Source organism: Catalinimonas alkaloidigena (assembly GCF_029504655.1).
In the GTDB taxonomy this organism is placed as follows: domain Bacteria; phylum Bacteroidota; class Bacteroidia; order Cytophagales; family Cyclobacteriaceae; genus Catalinimonas; species Catalinimonas alkaloidigena.
Window position 1 is genome coordinate 2,075,952 of record NZ_JAQFIL010000001.1, and the last position, 22,603, is coordinate 2,098,554.

The window sequence follows — 22,603 nt, forward strand, 5'->3', positions numbered from 1 at the left end:
AGACTTTCTTTTCTTATTTTGACTTATCAGACACAGCCAAAGGGAGTACGGGATAAGCAGTGATCAAAGTAAATTTTTAACGATTAGAAAAAAAACGATATTTCTGCAAAGCCGTTCCTCCTGGATCATAAGTCAATGAATTTGGATAGTAATTATAAAATTAAAGACTCCTAAATAGAGCTCAGCCTTTGCTTAGTAGTCCAGCACTATTCTTAGGGTTTGTACTGCATCAGGGCTTACTATTTTTAAATAGTAAATTCCTTTCGGATATGTACTCAGGTCTATTTGTTCTGTATTGAACCTATTTATAGGTTGCCGAAGGAGAAGAATTCCCCTGGCATTAAACACTCTCCACTCCGCCTGACTGACATCATTTTCATGAACGATATTAATGATCCCCTGCGATGGAATGGGGTACACACTGACTTTCAGATGATGCTCTGCTGAAGGTAAGCTGTTGCTTTCTTTTACTTCAAAAGCGATGGAATAAGGCTGGCCCTGCTTGTCTGAAGAATATGGGGTAGCAGTAAGTGAATAACTGCCTTCCTGCCATTCTATTCCATCATAACTTCTTGAACCATCGGCTTTTCCTGTATCACCAAATAGCGCGTAAGGATATTTTCTCTCCACACTTGAATGCGTTAAAGCACCCGATAGCTCAAAATTGACTTGCTCTATATGTTGCGGTTCAGTATCCGCTCTGATGGTCAGCAGGTGATTATTGTAAGTCGATAAGTCAAGAACCTGACCATCTTTAAGTTCACAAATTTCCTGATCCAGGCTGGCGTCAATGAGGGTAAAGCGAGTGATAGAGAATTCCGGGCTGAGGGTAAAGCTTAGGCAAAATGTAGGCCCGGCAAAACCTTTTTGATAGGGTGTTATCGCAATAGTATACTGGCCAGCAGCCCAGTTTTTTCCTCGGTAATTACCTGCTGGACTATCCCCGAAGAGCGCGTAAGGAAGCTGCTTCTCTGTTTGCAAATGGCTGAGCGGACCTTGTAATTGCATCAATACAGAATCAACCTTTTGAGGAAGCGTATTGGCTCGTACACTAAGGAAAGCAGCGCTTATGTCAGTAAAGGAAATCATATCATCAGGTTGTAGCTCCTGCAGGTCACGATCGTTTTTTGAATCTAGCAATGTAAGACTTTTGAGCTGAGGAAGCGGAATACCCTCACCTTCAATTTTGACGATCCAGAAGTCAAAGAAGCCTTTGGTATTTTCACTTTTGTCGCCTGACATATCAGATCTGGAACTACCCGCCAATAGATAATTACCGTGTAGCGTACGAATCACACCCCATAGATAGTCATCGTCACTTCCTCCCAGGGTTTTGTCCCATATTTTATTTCCCTGAACATCAACTTTGACCAGCCAGTAATCTCTGCCCCCTCTGCTGTCCTCACTTTTGTCGCCGGAAGCGGCCGAAATGGAATAGCCTCCCAGCACAAAACTTCCATCCGGAGCAGGAATAGCACTCAGCAGCTCGTCCAGGGCATTTCCACCCAGGGTTTTATCCCAAAGAATATTTCCCTCCTCATTGATTTTGACCAGCCAATAATCACTCCCTCCTTTGCTGTTTTCACTTTTGTCTCCTGAGATGTCAGATGAAGAATTACCAGCCAGCAGGTATTCTCCCTGCCGATATGAATTGACAATCTCCAGCAGGTTTTCATGTCCACTTCCACCCAGGGTTTTATCCCAGATTTTATTCCCATGAGCGTCTATTTTGACCAGCCAGAAATCACTCAAACCGTTGCTATCCTCACTTTTGTCTCCTGAAGCATCAGAAATTGATTGACCGCCCAACAGATAGCTACCCTTGGCGGTAGGAACTATGCTCCACAGATATTCTTCATCGTTTCCTCCGAAGGTTTTGTCCCATATTTTGTTGCCATGCAAGTCTACCTTAACAATCCAGTAGTCCCAAATTCCTCTGCTGTTCTCACTTTTATCGCCTGAAGAATTGGAGGCTGACTGTCCGGCCAATACATATCCCGTCTTATCAGGCGAAACGCAGATATGGCGAAGCTCATCATCGCTACTACCTCCCAGTGTTTTGTCCCACTGCTTATTACCCTCTTTATCCACTTTGACGATCCAGTAGTCAACGCCACCCTTACTGTTCTCACTTTTATCTTCTGAAGCAGGGCCATCAGACGTTCCTGCCAGCAAATACCCACCATCAGTAGTGGCAATGGTTTGGTAAAGGCCATCTGACCCACTGCTACTGAAACTCTTATCCCATAATTTATTGCCATTGGCATCTGTCTTTATGAGCCAGAAACCTTGCTTATCAGTACTTTTATCGCCTGAAACCGGTGAGTCAGAGGTGCCGGTAAGTAAGTATCCGCCATCAGCGGTAGCGATGGCACTGGCAGGTGTTTCAAAGCCGCTTCCCCCCAGTGTTTTCTCCCAGACAAGGGCAGGAGCAGACATACTGTTGGTAATGCTGAATGCAAGTGCGAGGGTGTTGTATGGCTCTCCCCCATAATAGGAAGTCACGGTTATGGAATAATCCCCTGTAGGAAATATCTGACCGTAATAATCATACTGATTATCGCCAAACAAAACATAAGGAAATTTTTTCTCGCTTTGCACATGCTGTAAGGGGCCATGTAGCTTCATCACTACGGAATCCAGCTGACCGGATATATGGGCCTGTATGCTGAATTTTGCGCTGCTGATATCGGTAATGTCAATCACATCTCCTTCTTTTAGTTCATCGATAAGCTGGTCAGTTTGAGCGTTGATTAGTGACAGGCTGGTGAGGATAGGAGGCGTCTCATCCAGTAGCCTAATCACACAGAAGTCTCCGTAAAATGGCTCCTGATCATAATCAATGTTAAAGCCACCTAAAATATATCCTTCATCAGATGCTTTGGTGAGGCTGCTCAGATATTCATAGATTTCACTACCCAATGATTTATCCCAGATCTTATTGCCATGGGTGTCTAGTTTGACCACCCAGAAGTCCGTGTTCCCTTTGTTTAGCCCGGTTTTGTCACCTGAAATGGAAGATTTTGAGGAGCCTCCCAGCAGATATTCACCTTCAGGCGTGAGGAGCACATCCCTTAGTTGATCTGAGCTGTTTCCTCCCAGGGTTTTATCCCAGTTTGTTTGCCCGTTTTGATCAATGTGAACTAGCCAGAAGTCATAATCACCTTTACTATCTTCAGTCTTATCAGATGAAGCAGAAGAGTTGGAATACCCTCCCAGCAGGTATCCACCCTTTTGGTTGGATTTAATACTTGTAAGGCGGTCATCCTCACTGCCACCCAAAGTTTTATCCCATAATTTATTGCCATTCGCATCAATGTGAACTAGCCAGAAGTCATAATCACCTTTGCTATCTTCAGTCTTATCAGATGAAGCAGAAGAATTGGAATACCCTCCCAGCAGGTATCCACCAATTGAACTGGTTAAAATGCATGTCATAAGATCATTATCACTTCCACCAAATGTTTTATCCCAGATTTTATTGCCATTTGCATCAACCTTCAAAATCCAGAAATCAATACCTCCTTTATTGTTTTCGGATTTATCACCACTGGCTGATGCGCTTGAATTTCCTCCAATCAAGTACCCTCCATCAGTTGCCTGCGCCATGCTACTAAAGCCGTCAAACCCTTCACTGCCAAAGGTTTTATCCCATTCTTTATTGCCAGACTGGTCAATTTTTATGATCCAGAAATCTGATGGGCCCTTGTTGGCTTCACTTTTATCTCCTCCGGCAGCCGATTCCGAGGTGCCTCCCAGGAGAAAGCCTCCATCAGATGTGGCGATGGCTGTTTTCAGATCATCATATTCATTTCCATTAAAGATTTTGTCCCACAATGGGTTTCCCTTGCTATCAATGCGCACTATCCAATATTCAGATTCAAATCTTCCGTAGCCTAACTGATAATTATAAGTACCAGCCAATAAGTAACCGCCATCACTTGTAGCTACAACTTTGTGTAGCTCATCAGTATTTCTTCCATCGTATTTTTTTTCCCATAAAGCTGTAAGCCCTGGCATAGTGGCAATGAGTTGAAAGGCTATACTTTTTGTTTCTCCGGCTTTACCTTCCGAATAGGGAGTCACCTTGAGGTTATATGGTCCCGGGAGTAGGTTTCTGCCATTTAAGTCTCCCTGATTATCTCCAAAAAGGGCGTAAGGTAGTTTTTTTTCAGTTTGAATGTGGGTTATCTCGCCCTGCAAAACCAGCAGAACGCTATCTACTTTTTCAGGTGTAGTTGACGCAGTTATATTGAAATTACTTTCCTGCAATGCACTGATCTCAACCTCAGCACCATCCACCAATTTTGTAATCAATTTGTCTTTGTCGGCATCAAACAAGCTTAGCTCAGCTACTTTGGCATCAGCGTATGTTCCGGGAATGCTTACATTAAGGGGGGTGGAAACACTTTGATTGCCTCCCGGATCAGTGACTTTAAGCTTTACATAATAATTTCCGGGAGCGGGATACTGAAAAGGCGTTTTCATTTCCGCCACTGGGTCCAGGTCATATATACCATCGTTATCCACGTCCCATTCAAAAATCAAGGTGAGAGGAGCATTATCTGGATCGTATGATTTGCTGGCATTCAATGTCACTGCTTCATTGATATCCGGTACTGCCGGGTCAATGCGAACGAAAGGACGTGGTGCCTGATTCCCACCCCCCTGGACAAATACGGATACATTTTGGTAGGCAATATTCCCCTGCACATCGTACACTGCTATGGTGTATTCATTTTCGGTTCCGGGTGAATAATAGGAAGTTTCAAAATTTGAAGAGGCATTTTCACCATCTAACAAAACTTCAGCCACCACATTACCTTCATATCTGAGATGCGCAAAACTGAGCCCGTCATTATCTTCAGCTGCAAAAGATATATGTAGCAGACCTTTTTGCGGAACAACTGTAGCAGGAATTGAAATATGAATCGTTGGACTTGAAGTTACACTTTGATTGCGGTTAAAGTAATGGTTTACATTAAGTATCAATGATGATGAATAAGACAGCCTGGTGTAATCCTCGGGGTAAAGGTTTGGAAACAAGCTTCCTCTTATTCCTCTAAGCCCATTATATAGCAGGTTGCCGTGGAAGTTATTGTCATTGCGATAATCGTGGGGAAGGCCGAAAGCATGTCCCATTTCATGGAAAAGAGCACCCAACGCGCTTGAAGCCACCGAGCTCAGTGTATTACCTTCAAACCAGGGGAAGGTAACATCCTGCTGCATAGGATATAGCCCCAAATTAGGCAAAATCTTTCCGTGATATGGGCGATCATCAGTTATTATTGTTTTTGTAAATAATGCCAAAGCATTACTCCCTAACACTACTACCCCCGGGCTGTTACCGGTTGCATGGCTAGCCCCCAGGGCTACACTACCCACCATTGAACCATCAGGTTGCATCAGGTGTGCTTCCGGAAGCAGTATCCAAACTTCACCGGCTGTCCATACACTAATTCCTTTATTAAAGGCAGTTTGTATAGACCTATTCCATAGGTCTTCTCTGAGGTAATCATCAGTCACGTCCAGTGAAACCACATGAATTAAGGGAGTAACGCCATCAGCTTCAGTCTCTATTTCAAATGTTTTTGAACCGAAACCGTTTTTTTGCATCTGATCTTTATAATACTGCTGCCCTGTTTTTAGGGCGTACTGAAGTGCTTCAACTCCATTGTCCTGAGGGCTACGGTTAGATGGAATGAGATAAGCGATTCTAACGATAGGGTGGGCAAATTCACTGGCACTTACTTCATTAGAAATTGAGAAACTGTTGGATGTTGAATTACAGCTGGTATCCGCTGAATAGAAGGCAGGTATCTCCTGCGCAATGGTTTCCAAGGAAAATACATATGATAACATCACGCTTATCATAAGCATTGTGCTTAAATTTTTCATCACTTCAATGGGTTAAGAATTGGCTAAGCAATAGCCTAAAACTGCTATTGCTTAGTCATATGAAAACATATACTCTATTCTTTGACGACTCTTAAGGTTTGCGTACACTCATTGCTGGTAATCTTAATAAAGTACACCCCTTTAGGAAAACTACTCAAATCCATCTGATGGAACGGCTGCTCAGACAGTTGCTGAAGTAGGGTATTACCTAGCTTATCCAGCAGTTTGATTTCCAACCTGCCCTCCATGGATTCAATCCTGATGTTGAGCGTAGAGGAAGTAGGCACAGGAAAGACCCTCAAATTGCTTTCAGTCACATTATTGGCAAGCCCATCATCAGTGACAAAGAAACTGACGGTTTTGGTGACCCATGCTGCTCCCCGGGCATTGGCTTCTTCATAAGCAGTGGCAGAAAGAGTATAAGCCCCGGGAGGAAAGTTTCTGCCGAAATAGTCGTTCCCCCTGTTTCTGAAGAGAGCGTAGGGGATGGTATTCTCAATGTGTGAATAGTTGATAGGGCCACTGAGTACGGCTTTGACACTACCCACCACTTCAGGCATGGTATTCATGAGTACGGTAAGTTGGTGATTGGCAATGCTGTTGAGGTCAAATGTAGCTCCATTCTCCAGGGTAAACAGCTTAGTATCCGTTACTGCGTCATAGAGATCCAGGCTGATATCGTAAAGAGGCTGGTCACTGTCAATGAGGGTAAAGTTGACCGTTTTGGGCGTACCAGGAATACCTTCCAGTGATTCATAAGAATAGGGCGTAGCTGTGATCTGGTACTGACCAGGTAACAGTTCCTGTCCATTGTAGTTTCCTCTGGGGTCATCTCCGAAGAGGGCATAGGGATGGATATTTTCTGTCTGCCGGTATGACATGCTACCACTAAGTTGAAACGAAATGCTGCCCAGCAAAGCAGAATTAGGTATTGCTATTATCGTTAATGAGCTTGTGGATAAGTCGTTCAGGTTAATCACATCTCCCTCTTGAATTTCCTGAATCACGGTATTATTCTGAGCATTTACCAGCAGCAGTTGATCAATGGAGAGAATAGTTTCTAAATCCGGTATTTTGACGATCCAGTAGTCAGTAACTCCTTTCCTATCCTCTGATTTATCTCCTGACTTATCAGAACTTGAATTGCCGGAAAGTAGGTAACCGCCATCCGGAATATATAAAAAGTTTAATAACCTGTCACCACCATTGCCACCAATAGTAGTATCCCATTTGCGGTTACCCCTTTCGTCTATTACTACCATCCAATAGGCATTATACCCAGGGGTGTCATCACTTTTATCACCGGATACGTCTGATGTGGAAGTGCCTGCCAGCGCGTAGGTATCTTTACCAATGCGGATAATATTCCTTATATCATCATACCCATTTCCCCCAATCGTTTTGTCCCAGATTTTATTTCCCTGAGCATCAATTTTTACAACCCAATAATCATAGCTTCCTTTGCTGTCCTCGCTTTTATCTGCACCAGCGTTGGATTTGGAGTGACCTGCTAACAGAAAGCCTTCGTCAGATGTACGAACAGCACTTCTCAATACTTCGTCTATTGTTCCCCCAATCGTTTTATCCCAGATTTTATTGCCCTGTTCATCCGTTTTGACTATCCAATAGTTTGAAGAAGTATTATAATTATTTTCACTTTTATCACCGGAAGCAGGGGAATAAGAATAGCCCGCCAAAAGATATCCACCCCCGTAGGCAGGGATGGTAGTAATAAGGTTATCTGAAGAATTGCCCCCAAAAGCTTTGTCCCATATGATATTGCCACTGGCATCGGTTTTGACAAGCCAAAAGTCAGTACCCCCTTTGCTGTTCTCTTGCTTATCACCGGATATATTTGAACTGGAAACTCCAGATAAAAGATATTCCCCATTATCGGTTACGAATATGTCTCTAAGACTTTCACCAGCATCTCCACCAATGGTCTTGTCCCATAGTTTATTTCCTAATGAGTCAATTTTGATAATCCAGAAATCATAGCTTCCTTTACTGTCTTCGCTTTTATCCCCGGATACAGGGGAGTTGGAATTGCCTCCTAAGAGAAACCCTCCATCGCTAGTGGATATCAAACTTCTAAGAAAATCATCACCACTTCCTCCTAATGTTTTATCCCAGACCTTATGTCCTTCAGCATCGATTTTGACTATCCAATAATCAAAACCTTCACTGCCACCTTTACTGTCCTCACTTTTATCTCCTGAAACATCAGAGTCAGAGTACCCACCTACTAGGAAGCCACCATCAGGAGTAGGTATAGTTTCAGAAACCTCATTTCTGTTATTTCCCCCTAAAGTTCTATCCCAAATGACTTTCTGCTTAGTAGGGATTGCATTATGTTTTAGTTGAAATGTAATGCTAACAGAATCTTTCTTTTTTTCAGATGAATTTAAGTAGGCAATAGTAGTAAAAGTATATTCACCTTCAGGCCATTCCTTGCTTATGATATTGCCGTTATTATCGCCAAAGAGAACATAAGGTAATTTAGATTCGTACTGTTCGTGATTAATTGGCCCACTAATCTCTAATTTGACATTATCAACGATTTCAGGGGTGGTTTGTACCTGAATGCTTAAGAAATTACTACTTCCTAATGCTTCAAGATCAACGACATCCCCATCTTTAAGGTTATGAATTACCTGATGCTTTCCGGCATTCACCAAGCTTATACTCTTTATGAGGGGAATTTCTTCTTCTGAAAGCCTAACAGCCCAGTAGTCATTACCTCCCTTTCTATTTTCACTTTTGTCACCCGAAATATTGGAATCAGAACGACCGGCCAGCAGATACACGCCTTCTTTCACCAGCAAGCCATCATATATCCTGTCATTACCACTACCTCCTATGGTCTTGTCCCAAAGAATGTTGCCATTGCTATCAATTCTGACAGCCCAAAAATCATTACTTCCTTTGGAATTTTCGCTTTTATCACCTGACTGACTGGAATTGGAGCTTCCAGCCAGTAAGTTTCCACCATCGGGCGTAGCAATGCTGGTGTTAAGTCCATCCCTGTGATTTCCACCTATGGTACGGTCCCAGATTTTGTTGCCCTATGCATCAATTTTTACTGCCCAAAAGTCGGTTTCTCCTTTACTGTTTTCACTTTTATCACCCGAAGCAGAGGAAGAGGACCAGCCAGCCAGCATATAGCTTCCGTCAGTTTGCAAAGATGCCGCTTCCAGCCAGTCATCCTGATTCCCGCCTAATGTTTTATCCCATTGCTTATTACCCAGTGCGTCTATCTTTACTACCCAGTAGTCTCTTCCACCCCGGCTATTCTCACTTTTGTCGCCAGAAATATTAGAACTTGAGATTCCTGGTAATAAGTAGCCACCATCACTGGTAGTAAAGATCTTGATCAAGGTCTCATCACTACTGCCCCCAATGGTTTTGTCCCATTGCTTATTACCCTCACTATCTAGTTTTACCAGCCAGTAATCAAACCCCAAGCTGTTTTCACTTTTATCTCCTGAAATACCAGAGCTTGATGTGCCTCCTAAGAGATAAGAGCCGTCAGCATTCTGAGCAGCATGGTATAGATAGTCACTATTACTGCTTCCCAAAGTTCTGTCCCACTCTTTATTACCCTGAGCGTCAATTTTGATAACCCAATAATCTGCCCCGCCTTTACTGTTTTCACTTTTGTCACCTGAAGCATCAGACCTGGAATGACCTAGAATCAGATAGCCCTCATCCATTGTAGGAATCGCATTACGAAGTTCATCAAAGCCACTTCCACCATAGGTTTTGTCCCAAAGCTTGTTTCCCTGAGCATCAATATTAATAATCCAGTAATCATCTCCTCCTTTGCTGCCCTCACTTTTATCTCTCGATGCAGGCGAAGAAGACCAGCCTGCTAGTAGGAATCCCCCATCAGCTGAGGGAGCAAGTCTCATAAATTCATCATTATAACTTCCTCCCAGTGTTTTATCCCATTCAACAATAGGTTGGGCATTTACAGCAAAGGTGCCCATACTTAAGAAAATGCTAAGCGTAATTATAGTGGAGTATGCAGTGTATTTCATGATGGCTAGGTTTAAAAAAATAAATGTGGTTTGCTATGTGATACGCATCCATATGAAAACATATGATCTATTCTTTGACGACTCTTAAGGTTTTTGAATCCTTACTATCAGTGATCTTAATAAAGTACACTCCTTTAGGGAAGCTGCTCAAGTCCAACTGATGCAGTGGCTGCTCAGACACCTGCTGAAGCAGGGTATTACCCATCTTATCCAGCAGCTTGATTTCCAACCTGCCCTCCATGGATTCAATCCTGATGTTGAGCGTAGAGGAAGTAGGCACAGGAAAGACCCTCAAATTGCTTTCAGTCACATTATTGGCAAGCCCATCATCAGTGACAAAGAAACTGACAACTTTGGTGACCCATGCTGCTCCCTGGGCATTGGCTTCTTCATAAGCAGTGGCAGAAAGGGTGTAAGCCCCGGGAGGGAAGCTTCTGCCAAAGTAGTCATCCCCACTATTTCTGAAGAGGGCATAAGGTGCGGTATTCTCAATGTGTGAATAGTTGATAGGTCCACTCAGTACCGCTTTGACACTACCCACCACTTCAGGCATGGTATTCATGAGTACGGTAAGTTGGTGATTGGCAATGCTGTTGAGGTCAACTGTAGCTCCATTCTCCAGGGTAAACAGCTTAGTATCCGTTACTGCGTCATAGAGATCCAGGCTGATATCGTAAAGAGGCTGGTCATTGTCAATGAGGGTGAAGTTGACCGTTTTGGGCGTACCAGCCACCCCACCCAGCAGTTTATCGGAATAGGGTGTAGCGGTGATCTGGTACTGACCGGGTAGCAGTTCCTGCCCATTATAGATTCCCCTCGGATTATCCCCGAAGAGGGCATAAGGGGCAAGGTTTTCAGTCTGCTGGTGGTCCATTGAACCACTGAGTTCAATGTAAATACTACCGACAGTAGCAGGATAGGGGTGGGCTTCAAAATTTAAGAGTGTGGTAGGCAGCTCTTTGAGGTTAATGATATCTCCTTCGTTAATGATCTGAATCTCCTGATTGGCTTCAGCATTGATGAGGGTAATATTGCTGACAGAGAGGGGAGAGCGGTTACCTTCTAATTTGACAACCCAAAAGTCATTGCCTCCCTGGCTGTCTTCGGATTTATCTCCGGAAGCATCAGAATTTGAGTTGCCTGAGATCAGCAAGCCCCCATCATGGGTCATGGTGATATGACGGGGTTCATCATAGGCAGCTCCACCGATGGTCTTGTTCCACTGGATGTTGCCCTCCGCATTAATCTTGACCAGCCAGTAATCAAATTTACCTACCACAGCCTCGGTTTTGTCTCCATCCTTGGAGTTTGAATGTCCTGCCAAAATAAAACCACCATCATCAGTGGCAATGGAAATATTAAGAAAATCATCGTCTTCACCTCCATAAGTTTTCCTCCAAAGCTCATTGCCAAATTCATCTACTTTTATGCCTAGATAGTCTCTTGAAATATAACGACCATCAGGGTAGTCACCATCCCAGCCTCCCTCGTCCAGTCCCAGAAAAAATCCACCATTAGTAGTGACAGTGATGCTAATCATGTGAGGTAATCTCCCACCTGGGCCTCTGATCGCTTTATCCCATTCTTTATTGCCCTCAGCATCAATTTTTGAAAGCCAGAAGTCTTGATTACTATATTCACCAGGATAGATATAACCACCCATGATAAAACCACCGTCAGGAGTAGGTATAATGCTTTCAGGATAAATAATAAAATAATTGTCATAATTGGTAAACTCAAAAGCTTTGCTCCATGCAACTTCCCCCCCTTCATTGATCTTGGTAAGTACTTGAGTAAAATATCCTGCCACCAGTAAATATCCCCCATCATCAGCAGCGCTGATGAGCAGGAAAGGATCACCTTCAATGTTTTTATCCCATATTTTATTTCCCTGATTGTCTATTTTGACCAGCCAGTTACCAGTTTGCGTCGCTGATTTATTTCCTGAAGCGCCTGAGGAAGAATGTCCGGCAAGCAGGGAGCCACCATCTTCAGTGAGGAAAGCTTCCTTGAGTTCTTCTTTTTCAGTACCCCCAAAAGTTTTATCCCACAGCTTATTTCCCCGGGCATCGGTTTTGACAACCCAGTAATCTGTATCTCCTTTGCTGTCCTCACTTTTCTCCCCTGAGCGATTAGAGTCAGAAGTACCCGCGATCAGATAGCCCCCATCGGGCGTAGGAATAGCCTTTGCAGGAATATCATCCAGCATTCCACCCAGCGTTTTATCCCATTCAATATCAGGCTGGGCGATAGCAACATTCTGAATGAGTTGGAAAGAAAGAGTGGTAGGAATACTGGCTTTATCCATGAGGAAGGGCGTAGCGCTAATGGTATATTCACCTGTGGGCCATTCCCTCCCGCTGATGTTGCCATTGTCATCCCCGAAGAGGGCATAGGGTAATCTTCGTTCGGTCTGCTGATGGTTGATAGGGCCAGTGATTTCAAACTCAACCCTGTCCACGGTTTGAGGCAGGGTGTGGGCTTCTATACTGAATGCATTACTACTAAGCTCTGCCAGGTTGATGACATCACCATCTTTCAGGGCTTGAATTTCAGTATCGGACTGGGCGTCTATCAAACTCAGTTGTTTAATGAAGGTATTATCCTCACCGATGGCTTTGACTGCCCAAAAGTCATTACCCCCCCGGCTATCCTCACTTTTGTCCCCTGAAGCATTGCCTATAGAAGTACCTGCCAGGACAAAGCTACCATCCTGACTTTGGGTCATACTCTGGAAGAGGTCAGTACCCTGACTGCCGATGGTCTTATCCCATGTGGGATTACCGTTACTATCCACAATAACTGCCCAGAAGTCCATCTCTCCTTTGCTGTCCTCACTTTTATCCCCGGAAGTATCAGAGTCAGAAGTGCCACCTAGCAGGTAGCTATCCCCATTGAAAGGCAGCATGTCATAGAGTTGGTCAGCAGCATTACCTCCAATGGTCTTGTCCCAGAGGACGTTGCCACTGGCATCGGTTTTCACGAGCCAGAAGTCAGTACCCCCTTTGCTATCCTCACTTTTATCACTGGAGGCATCAGACTCAGAGTAGCCTCCCAGGAGGTAGCCCCCGTCAGGGGTAGGCAGTATACTATGTAACTCATCATCCCCACTGCCCCCGATGGTCTTGTCCCAGAGCACATTGCCCTCAGCGTCTATTTTGATGAGCCAGTAGTCATAGCCTCCTTTACTGTCTTCACTCTTGTCACCTGATGCATTGGAATTAGAGTAGCCTCCTAGTAGGAAACAGCCATCAGATGTAACAATAATATTTCCAAGATTAGAATCTCCGTTTCCTAAAAATATTTTAGTCCAAATCAAACTTCCATCACTATCCAGCTTGTTTAGTCTAATAGATGAATCAGAATCACCCCCTATTAAAAAATCACCTTCAGAAGTAGTGACAATATTCGCTATTTGATAGTAATCCACATCTAAACCTCCTATCCTAGTGTCCCAAACCAGATTACCCTCCGCGTCTGCCCGGATAATCCATAATTTATAGTTGTAAATCCCACCTAATAAAAAGCCACCATTATTAATAGCGAATAATGTTTCTAAATAATCATCTTCAATATATGATTGGTCTCTAGATGGAATTGTCCCATAAGACTGATCCCAGACTTTGTTACCAAGTGCATCTGCTTTGATAATCCAATAATCAGTTCCTCCATAGTGAATAGCATCTTTATCCCCACTAGGACCTGAGTCAGATGTTCCGCCTAACAAATATCCTCCATCAGCAGTAGGTACCACACTATGAAGTTCATCGGAGCCACTACCACCTAAGGTTCTATCCCATTGAAGAATAAGTTGAGCGTTTGCCGCAAAAGGACATAGAATCAGACTGAATATAATTATTGAATAAGCAGCGTATTTCATGATAGATAGGGTTAATTAGAGTTTATTACGGTTAGTTTTTTATGTAGCCCAGCGCTGACATCTGAGGTTGTGCAATCCACAGGCGATATACATCATCCTATCCCTTTTCTGCCATCCGTGTATTCTGACCTGATTCCTAATAATTTTTAGTCTTTTTACTCCAGCAATAGCATGCTCCACCTTAACCCTAATACTTGCAATGAGTGTATTCAGCTCTTTTTGGAAGTTGGAAAGTTCTTTTCCTTTGGGCTTCTTCTCAGGCATGTAAACTTCTACGCCTTCTGCCTTAAGGCCCAGGAAACCCAAGTCCACCCATAGACTATGCCATCGCTCGGCGATCCGATGGTCAGGAAACTTAAGTTCTGCCTGATCATACATGGATTTATCATGTACGCTACCTTCAAAAGTTTCTCCTAAGTAAATAAGCTCTCCTTCAAGGTTGGCAATCAACAGATTTTTCAAAGTATGGCACCCTTTTTTTCCGCTATAGTGATCTTTCTGAACTTGGTAATCTGGTGAACGGCCTATCCTGCGTTCCACTACATCCATAAACATAACCAATTCAACGTAGGCATAGAGGAAATTATAGAACTTATTCACTTCACGATGGGGCATTTTACCCATTTTCTTTAAAGCTTCTTCAAGTAAAAAAGATAGCTGATTTACCCATAAACTAACTTTTCCCTGACTCATAGAGAACATCACTCCATGGTATGCTTGGTTGGGATTTTCTTTCATGTAGCTAAGAATAAAAAGTAACTTATTGACCGGACCGGTCAAACTACTGTCACTTCGTTCCTGATAGCGTACCATCTTGCGACGTTGCCCTTTCATATCGTGATGACGATAATGTTCTTCAACTATTGGCGCAAAATGGTATAATAAATCCATGAATTCCTTTTGGCTTAAGCCAGTTATTGCGTTAAATTGTATAGGGCTGTTCAGTAAGCTGTTTGTTTTTGTCATAATTAATTGACAGCGAATAGCCCTTTTTCATTCCCCTGTAAAATCAACCGTAATATTCTCTAATAAATAAATGTGGTTTGCTATGTGATACTCATCCATATGAAAACATATAATCTATTCTTTGACGACTCTTAAGATTTGTGTACGCTTACTATCGGTGACTTTTATAAAGTACACCCCTTTAGGGAAGCTGCTCAAATCCAACTGCTGAAATGGCTGCTCAGACAGTTGCTGAAGCAGGGTATTACCTAGCTTATCCAGCAGCTTGATTTCCGATCTACCCTCCATGGATTCAATCCTGATGTTGAGCGTAGAGGAAGCAGGTACAGGAAAGACCCTCAAATTGCTTTCAGTCACATTATTGGCAAGCCCATCATCAGTGACAAAGAAACTGACGGTTTTGGTGACCCATGCTGCTCCCTGGGCATTGGCTTCTTCATAAGCAGTGGCAGAAAGAGTATAAGCCCCGGGAGGAAAGTTTCTGCCGAAATAGTCGTTCCCCCTATTTCTGAAGAGGGCGTAGGGGATGGTATTCTCAATGTGTGAATAGTTGATAGGTCCACTCAGTACCGCTTTCACACTACCCACCACTTCAGGCATGGTGTTGATGAGCACCGTAAGCTGGTGATTGTCAATGCTCTTAAGCTCAACCACAGCACCATTCTCCAGGGTAAATAGCCTGGTATCGGTAACCGCGTCATAGAGGTCTAAGCTGATATCGTAAAGAGGCTGGTCACTGTCAATGAGGGTAAAGCTGACCGTTTTGGGCGTACCTTCAACCCCACCCAGAAATTTATCAGCATAGGGGGTAGCTATGATCTGGTACTGACCGGCCAGCAGTCCCTGCCCATTATAGTTTCCCCTGGGGTTATCACCAAATAGGGCATAAGGGGCAATGTTTTCGGTTTGTTCGTGAGTAACCGAGCCTGATAAAGACAATTTCACACTACCGACAGTGGCAGGGTAGGTGTGGGCTTCAATATTGAAGAGGGTGGTAGTAGGTAAGTCACTGAGGTTAATGATATCTCCCTCTTTGAGGATCTGGATTTCCTGATTGGTTTCAGCATTGATGAGGGTGATGTTGCTGACAGAGAGGGGAGGGCGGTTACCTTCCAGCTTAACGACCCAGAAGTCATCGCCACCCCGGCTGTCTTCGGACTTATCTCCGGAGGCATCAGAGTTAGAGACTCCTGAGATAAGCAAGCCACCATCCCGGGTCATGGTGATATGATAAGGTTCATCATGGTCAGTTCCTCCGATGGTCTTGTCCCACAGAATGTTACCCTCAGCATCAATCTTGAGCAGCCAGTAATCGTTTGCACCTGCACTAGGCTCAGTTTTATCACCATCAGCGGAGCCGGAATGTCCTGCCAGTATAAATCCACCGTCATCAGTGGCAATAGTATTGGCCAAATTATCAGGTCCTCTACCTCCATACTCTTTTCTCCAAAGTTCATTGCCCAACTCATCTGTTTTTATGACAAAATAATCTGCCAAGGGTTTTACTGGAAAATCGTAACCATAAAAATACTCTTCAGCTCCAAGTAAGTACTCACCATCTTTGGAGATATTTATGCTGATCTTACCATAATCCCAGCTTCCGACACTATACACTTTACTCCATGCTTTGTTTCCATCAGCATCCATCTTTGCCAGCCATAAGTCATCAGGGAAATTAGTAACAAAACCTCCCAGGGCGAAACCTCCGTCTGGAGTAAGAATGATACTTTCTAAACCCATATGGATAAATGAGTTGAATTCTGGAAACTCCAGCGCTTTGCTCCAGAGCACATCACCATCCTTATCAATTTTGGTGAGCTCATATGTAAAATAGCCAGCGACAAGTAAATACCCTCCATCGTTAGCAGTGCTGATGAGCAGGAAGGGATCACCTTCAATGTTTTTATCCCAGATTTTATTTCCCTGACTGTCTATTTCGATCAGCCAGTTACCAGTTTGCGTAGCTGATTTATTTCCTGAAGCGCCTGAGGAAGAATGTCCGGCAAGCAGGGAGCCACCATCTTCAGTGAGGAAAGCTTCCTTGAGTTCTTCTTTTTCAGTACCCCCAAAAGTTTTATCCCACAGCTTATTACCCCGGGCATCGGTTTTGACAACCCAGTAATCTGTATCTCCTTTGCTGTCCTCACTTTTCTCCCCTGAGCGATTAGAGTCAGAAGTACCCGCGATCAGATAGCCCCCATCGGGCGTAGGAATAGCCTTTGCAGGAATATCATCCAGCATTCCACCCAGCGTTTTATCCCATTCAATATCAGGCTGGGCGATAGCAACATTCTGAATGAGTTGGAAAGAAAGAGTGGTAGGAATACTGGCTTTATCCATGAGGAAGGGCGTAGCGCTAATGGTATATTCACCTGTGGGCCATTCCCTTCCGCTGATGTTGCCATTGTCATCCCCGAAGAGGGCATAGGGTAATCTTCGTTCGGTCTGCTGATGGTTGATAGGGCCAGTGATTTCAAACTCAACCCTGTCCACGGTTTGAGGCAGGGTGTGGGCTTCTATACTGAATGCATTACTACTAAGCTCTGCCAGGTTGATGACATCACCATCTTTCAGGGCTTGAATTTCAGTATCGGACTGGGCGTCTATCAAACTCAGTTGTTTAATGAAGGTATTATCCTCACCGATGGCTTTGACTGCCCAAAAGTCATTACCCCCCCGGCTATCCTCACTTTTGTCCCCTGAAGCATTGCCTATAGAAGTACCTGCCAGGACAAAGCTACCGTCCTGACTTTGGGTCATACTCTGGAAGAGGTCAGTACCCTGACTGCCGATGGTCTTGTCCCATGTGGGATTACCGTTACTATCCACAATAACTGCCCAGAAGTCCATCTCTCCTTTGCTGTCCTCACTTTTATCCCCGGAAGTATCAGAGTCAGAAGTGCCACCTAGCAGGTAGCTATCCCCATTGAAAGGCAGTATTTCGTAGAGCTGATCAGTAGCACTCCCTCCAATGGTCTTGTCCCAGAGGACATTGCCACTGGCATCGGTTTTTACGAGCCAGAAGTCAGTCCCTCCTTTGCTGTCTTCAGATTTATCACTGGAGGCATCAGAGTTGGAGTATCCTCCCAGGAGGTAACCACCATCAGGAGTAGATAAGATACTATGCAGTTCATCATCCTCATTGCCACCGATGGTCTTGTCCCAGAGCACATTGCCCTCAGCGTCTGTTTTGATGAGCCAGTAGTCATAGCCCCCCTTGCTGTCTTCACTCTTATCGCCTGAGGCATCAGCGCTAGATGATAAAGCAACCAAAAAACCACCATCATCAGTTTGCAGCGCGCTACTCATTTTATTACTACGTAAACCAGCAATTGATTTAGTCCATATAGCATTACCTTCACTATCTATTTTGTATACAACTGCTCCATATTCATGACTTTCTGCAAACGCTACGAAGCTACCATCTGATAATGCAATGACTTTGTCCAATCTCTCACCATAAAAACCTGATTCCCATAAGGTATTTCCAGCTTCATCTGTTCTAATAATCTTTAAGCTATATTGGCTAAAGCCTCCAAATAAGAAGCCTCCATCATCCAGGGCTATTGCTGTATGCAAAAAATCCGAGTCACTATCCCTGTAATCGGCAGGAATATGACCATATGACTGATCCCATAGCTTATTGCCGAACGCATCAACTTTGACAATCCAGTAATCAGGCCCTCCGAGGTTTACCGCATCTTTATCACCACTGGGGCTGGAATAAGAGGTGCCCGCCAATAAATAACCTCCATCAGAAGTGGATACAACACTACTCAGTTCGTCGGTGCTACCCCCTCCTAAGGTTCTATCCCATTGAAGAATAAGTTGGGCGTTTGTAGTGAAAGGACTTAGAATCAGCATAAGACTGAATAAAACTATTGTGGCGTAGACATAATTTTTCATGAAAGGTGGGTGTTTAAATGAAAAGGTGAAAGTAATAGGGTGAGCATTACTGGTTCATCTTTTCAGGTATGGGTTGATAGTAAACAATTAGCAGGCATAGCCTGAAGATAACGAACTCCAGGGGAGCTAAGCCTGCTAAACACTTTGTTTATTGTATGCTAATCTCTTTTTTAGGGGCCTTCTTGACTTCTTCTTTTTTAGGAATGTTTAGTTTGAGAAGTCCATCTTCGTACCTGGCTTGAATATCCTCAGCTTTTACGGTTTCAGGCAAGGAAAAAGAACGGGAGAAAGCGCGGTAGTTATACTCTCTTCTGCGATAATGCTTTTTATCTTCATTACTTTCATCCTCTTTTTCCGTACTCACCGTGAGCACACCATTTTCAACATTGATATGAAAATCTTTTTTGCTCATACCGGGGACAGCCATTTCAATCATAAAAGCATCCTGTTTTTCCTTGATATTGGTAGCTGGAACGCGGGAAAGCCACCGGCTATCAGCATCAAACCAATCGTCATCAAAGAAACTGGAAAACAGTGCGGGAAAATCGCTCATGATTCTTTTAGGTTTTGTGAGCAGTTTCATGACTTTGTGATTATTTGTGAAACAAAAAATATATACCGAAAATACTAATGTTTACCACTCATTTCAATGATTTAGGTTAGGCTGTAAGGTGATTTATGTCATTGATAATGATAAAAAAATCATGAGGTTTATGAATAAGCGAAGGATCAGAATGAAAAACTCACTATGCTTTTCTAGCTGACAAAAAGTCTCATATCGAGAAGCAGGGCTGTATTATCAGCTTATTCACTTTTTTCAAACCTTCCGCTTTTCTCATGAATGCGGATACGGAAGATTACTTCTGAACTTTGAGCTTTGGTAGCTAATTTTTTGGTCTGAATGTCCCAGAGAAACAGGCTGTATACACTAATCTGGTAAGGGGAAAGGCGGTTTTTTAGTATAAGCATTCCTTCTTCGGCCTCTTCTCCATTAAGTTCTTCAAATTCGCCCTGTACAATTACACTTCTCCAGTTTGCCATATTATCAATCTCATCAACTTCAAAGCATATATTGGGGTTTCTGCGCATAATATCTACTTTGGCACCTTCCCGGGTATGGCTGTATATGTAGCCTTGATAAAAGGCATAGGCTATGGGTACAACATAGGGCTGGTCGGCTGCACAGCAACCCAGTTTACCCGATAAATTAGTGGTAAGTAGCGTGTCTATCTGATGGTCTGTAAGCTGTCCTGTCATAGGAGAAGTACTTATATTAAAATCTATAGAGTATTAGTATGTGAATATGAAGTTTGTCAGCTAAGGATACAATGACTTATATCATAATATTAAAATGCCTGATAAATATATTCTTATAAAAACACTATTGTCAAAATTACGCAAAGTGCTTATAAAAGATAGAAGGTGCTGTGAACAACATCCAGTCAACCAATAGGATAAACCCTTATAAAAATATTGTGTCAACTTAACCCTTTAAAACTTAAATTTTCAGAACCGCCGCCCCCTGTACATTGCCTGCGCGTAGGTCATTGAGTGCCTGATTTGCCTGTTTTAATGAGTATGTCTGGATTTCGGTACGTACAGGCACCTGAGGTGCTAGTTTGAGATACTCCTGCCCATCTTTTCTGCTTAAGTTGGCTACAGAGCGTATTTGCCGTTCTTCCCACAACAAGCGGTAGGGAAATGATGGTATGTCACTCATATGAATGCCTCCGCTTACCACAATGCCTCCTTTATCAATCGCCTTTAAGGCTTCTACAAGCAAAGCTCCTACCGGAGCAAAAAGTATGGCTGCATCCAGGGGTTTGGGAGGGAGAGTCTCTGAAGTTCCTGCCCACACAGCCCCGAGCTTTTTGGCAAAATCCTGCCCTTCTGTGTCACCGGGGCGGGTAAAAGCATAAACTTCCTTGCCCTGTGAAACTGCAAGTTGAGCAATAAGGTGGGCGGCGGCACCAAAGCCATAAATCCCTAGTCTCTTAAAATGATCTCCACACATGCGGTACGAACGATACCCAATCAGTCCGGCACACATCAGCGGCGCGGCATGTAAGTCGTCATAGGTCTCAGATATAGGGAAACAATATTGTTCATATGCTACCATATATTCTGCATAGCCACCGTTGATCGTATATCCGGTAAAAAGAGCGTTCTCACACAGGTTCTCTTTATCCTGCATACAATAGCGGCAATGCCCACAGGTAAACCCAAGCCAGGGAATGCCTACCCGATCTCCTTTTGCAAAGTGTATAACGTTTTCCCCGAGTGCCACCACTGTTCCTATCACTTCATGACCGGGGATCAGAGGAAGTGCGGGTTGGTTTAGTTCACCGTCTACAATATGCAGGTCGGTGCGGCAAACACCACAGGCATGAACTTTTATCAGCAGCTGAGCTGCTTTTGGCTGAGGGATAGGAAGTGTAGTAAGCTTAAGCGCTTCGCCGGCTTTTTCAAGCACCATGGCCTGCATTTGAGTAGGTAGCGGTGACATGACAGGAAAATTGATTTATATAAAAAATATACATATAAGAATTCAACTTCAACCTCAGGAAACTTCCATTTATGTAAGTGCAAAAAAGGAAGATTATCCCAGTGAAAGACTTACCTATGTCATGCGTAATGATGATCTATATCATTGATTATCTGTAGTCAATCCATGTAATTTATTTTCATAACCAAAATCTCCACGCATGAAAGCTTTATTTCTGGCGAGTCTTATGCTGTTTGCCCTATGGGTTGAAAATCCTTTGATGGAAAAATTTCAGGCGAAAGAAGAAGTTTCCATTGATAACAGGATATCACATGACCTGTATCTGGCGGGAAGCAGTATTAAGATAAATGCCCCGGTGGAGGGAGATGTGATGGCAGCCGGGGGCACAGTAATGATAAGCGATAGTATTGAACGTGATTTGGTATTGGCAGGGGGGGAGCTTATCATAGAGGGAGCAATCGGTGAGGATTTGCTGGTGATGGGAGGTAATGTGACTATTCAGCAGTCAATCATGGGTGACCTGATCGTAATGGGTGGAAATGTTAGCATCGATGAAAGTGTAAGTATTGGTCAGGACCTGATCGTAATGGCAGGGCAGGTACGTTCTGAAGCCAATGTATCGGGAAACATCCTGGCAAGGGGAGGTACACTATACTTAGGTGGCGCTTGCAAAAAAATGCTTGATGTGCAGGGAGGAAATATTGATATCAATGGAACAGTCAGGGGGGAGGCGAAACTTGCTTCCGAAACCATCAGCATAGGCAATGAAGCAAAATTCTATAGTAATGTATACTACTGGGCGGAAGATGCGGAGCATGTAGATTTCGGGCCAAGCCTGATGAATGGAGTACAGGCACAGTATGATGTTGGTCTGGAGTTGAGTGAAGAGGCTTTCTGGACCAGCAGTCCCTGGAGTTGGATCCCGCTTATGCTTGTTTACTTTGGTTCTGTGCTGCTGCTGATTTTTCTTATGCATATGTTGCTTCCCAAAGTCATGGAAAAGAGCGGTAATATCCTGCTTGCTGAGACAGCAAGGAGTTTTGGATACGGAGTACTTTACTATATCGGAGCGCCTCTGGCTATCATACTGCTGATGATGACTGTGATAGGCATCCCTTTGGGCTTGTTCTCATTATTTCTGTATATATTTAGTGTGTTGTTTAGTCTAACATTGAGTGCGGTGATCATTGCCTACTTGATTAAAGAGCATTACCATTATGCATGGAGAAGAGCCATGCTGATTGCTGTTTCCTTTGTCATTTTTATATTACTTAGAGCGCTTAGTCTGATACCTTTCTTAGGCTTTGTGATAGTGGGATTGATAGTCGGAGCAGCAGTAGGAGCGCTAATTTTATCGTTCTTCCCAGGAAAGCAAACGTCACTTACACCATCAGTTTAATACTAAAG

The 22,603-nt window shown here is 43.6% G+C and carries 10 protein-coding genes; 1 reads left to right on the top strand and 9 read right to left on the bottom strand.

The genetic code is table 11. The annotated features are described in order from the left end of the window. Window positions 1–192 precede the first annotated feature (192 nt). The 9 genes from OKW21_RS08650 to OKW21_RS08690 form a co-directional block, all read right to left on the bottom strand. Window positions 193–5,898, bottom strand: coding sequence for a T9SS type A sorting domain-containing protein (locus OKW21_RS08650; protein ID WP_277479018.1), 5,706 nt, complete (start codon window positions 5,896–5,898; stop codon window positions 193–195). Window positions 5,899–5,972: 74 nt separating this feature from the next. Beyond that, window positions 5,973–8,717: a T9SS type A sorting domain-containing protein gene (locus OKW21_RS08655; protein ID WP_277487636.1), complete on the bottom strand. Its 2,745-nt coding sequence runs from the start codon at window positions 8,715–8,717 to the stop codon at window positions 5,973–5,975. Window positions 8,718–8,963: 246 nt separating this feature from the next. Beyond that, entirely contained in the window at window positions 8,964–9,938 is a 975-nt protein-coding gene (locus OKW21_RS08660) for a hypothetical protein (protein ID WP_277479019.1), read from the bottom strand. Between the two features lie 67 nt (window positions 9,939–10,005). Beyond that, the gene (locus OKW21_RS08665) at window positions 10,006–13,818 is read right to left on the bottom strand and encodes a T9SS type A sorting domain-containing protein (protein ID WP_277479020.1); all 3,813 of its coding nucleotides are present in this window, start codon (window positions 13,816–13,818) and stop codon (window positions 10,006–10,008) included. Window positions 13,819–13,857: 39 nt separating this feature from the next. Continuing rightward, complete coding sequence (locus OKW21_RS08670; protein WP_277478775.1) at window positions 13,858–14,709, bottom strand: HARBI1 family protein; 852 nt, start codon at window positions 14,707–14,709, stop codon at window positions 13,858–13,860. A 189-nt stretch (window positions 14,710–14,898) separates the two neighbouring features. Beyond that, window positions 14,899–18,690, bottom strand: a complete 3,792-nt coding sequence (locus OKW21_RS08675; RefSeq protein ID WP_277479021.1) for a T9SS type A sorting domain-containing protein — start codon at window positions 18,688–18,690, stop codon at window positions 14,899–14,901. A gap of 148 nt (window positions 18,691–18,838) precedes the next feature. Next, window positions 18,839–19,273 carry an Hsp20/alpha crystallin family protein gene (locus OKW21_RS08680; protein WP_277479022.1) on the bottom strand — a complete coding sequence of 145 codons (435 nt, stop codon included), beginning with the start codon at window positions 19,271–19,273 and terminating at the stop codon, window positions 18,839–18,841. A gap of 221 nt (window positions 19,274–19,494) precedes the next feature. Next, window positions 19,495–19,947 carry a pyridoxamine 5'-phosphate oxidase family protein gene (locus tag OKW21_RS08685; protein ID WP_277479023.1) on the bottom strand — a complete coding sequence of 151 codons (453 nt, stop codon included), beginning with the start codon at window positions 19,945–19,947 and terminating at the stop codon, window positions 19,495–19,497. A gap of 241 nt (window positions 19,948–20,188) precedes the next feature. Then, a complete protein-coding gene (locus OKW21_RS08690; RefSeq protein ID WP_277479024.1) occupies window positions 20,189–21,196 on the bottom strand; it encodes a zinc-dependent alcohol dehydrogenase family protein in 1,008 nt (335 codons plus the stop codon). Between the two features lie 199 nt (window positions 21,197–21,395). Here OKW21_RS08690 and OKW21_RS08695 point away from each other — a divergent pair, with 199 nt between their 5' ends. Then, on the top strand, window positions 21,396–22,595 hold the full coding sequence (locus OKW21_RS08695) for a bactofilin family protein (protein WP_277479025.1): 1,200 nt from the start codon (window positions 21,396–21,398) through the stop codon (window positions 22,593–22,595). The last annotated feature ends 8 nt before the right edge of the window (window positions 22,596–22,603 follow it).

Coding starts and splice junctions, on each gene's coding strand:
- OKW21_RS08650 (WP_277479018.1), bottom strand. CDS start 5,898: ATGAAAAATTTAAGCACAATGCTTATGATAAGCGTGATGTTATCATAT.
- OKW21_RS08660 (WP_277479019.1), bottom strand. CDS start 9,938: ATGAAATACACTGCATACTCCACTATAATTACGCTTAGCATTTTCTTA.
- OKW21_RS08665 (WP_277479020.1), bottom strand. CDS start 13,818: ATGAAATACGCTGCTTATTCAATAATTATATTCAGTCTGATTCTATGT.
- OKW21_RS08670 (WP_277478775.1), bottom strand. CDS start 14,709: ATGGATTTATTATACCATTTTGCGCCAATAGTTGAAGAACATTATCGT.
- OKW21_RS08675 (WP_277479021.1), bottom strand. CDS start 18,690: ATGAAAAATTATGTCTACGCCACAATAGTTTTATTCAGTCTTATGCTG.
- OKW21_RS08680 (WP_277479022.1), bottom strand. CDS start 19,273: ATGAAACTGCTCACAAAACCTAAAAGAATCATGAGCGATTTTCCCGCA.
- OKW21_RS08685 (WP_277479023.1), bottom strand. CDS start 19,947: ATGACAGGACAGCTTACAGACCATCAGATAGACACGCTACTTACCACT.
- OKW21_RS08690 (WP_277479024.1), bottom strand. CDS start 21,196: ATGTCACCGCTACCTACTCAAATGCAGGCCATGGTGCTTGAAAAAGCC.
- OKW21_RS08695 (WP_277479025.1), top strand. CDS start 21,396: ATGAAAGCTTTATTTCTGGCGAGTCTTATGCTGTTTGCCCTATGGGTT.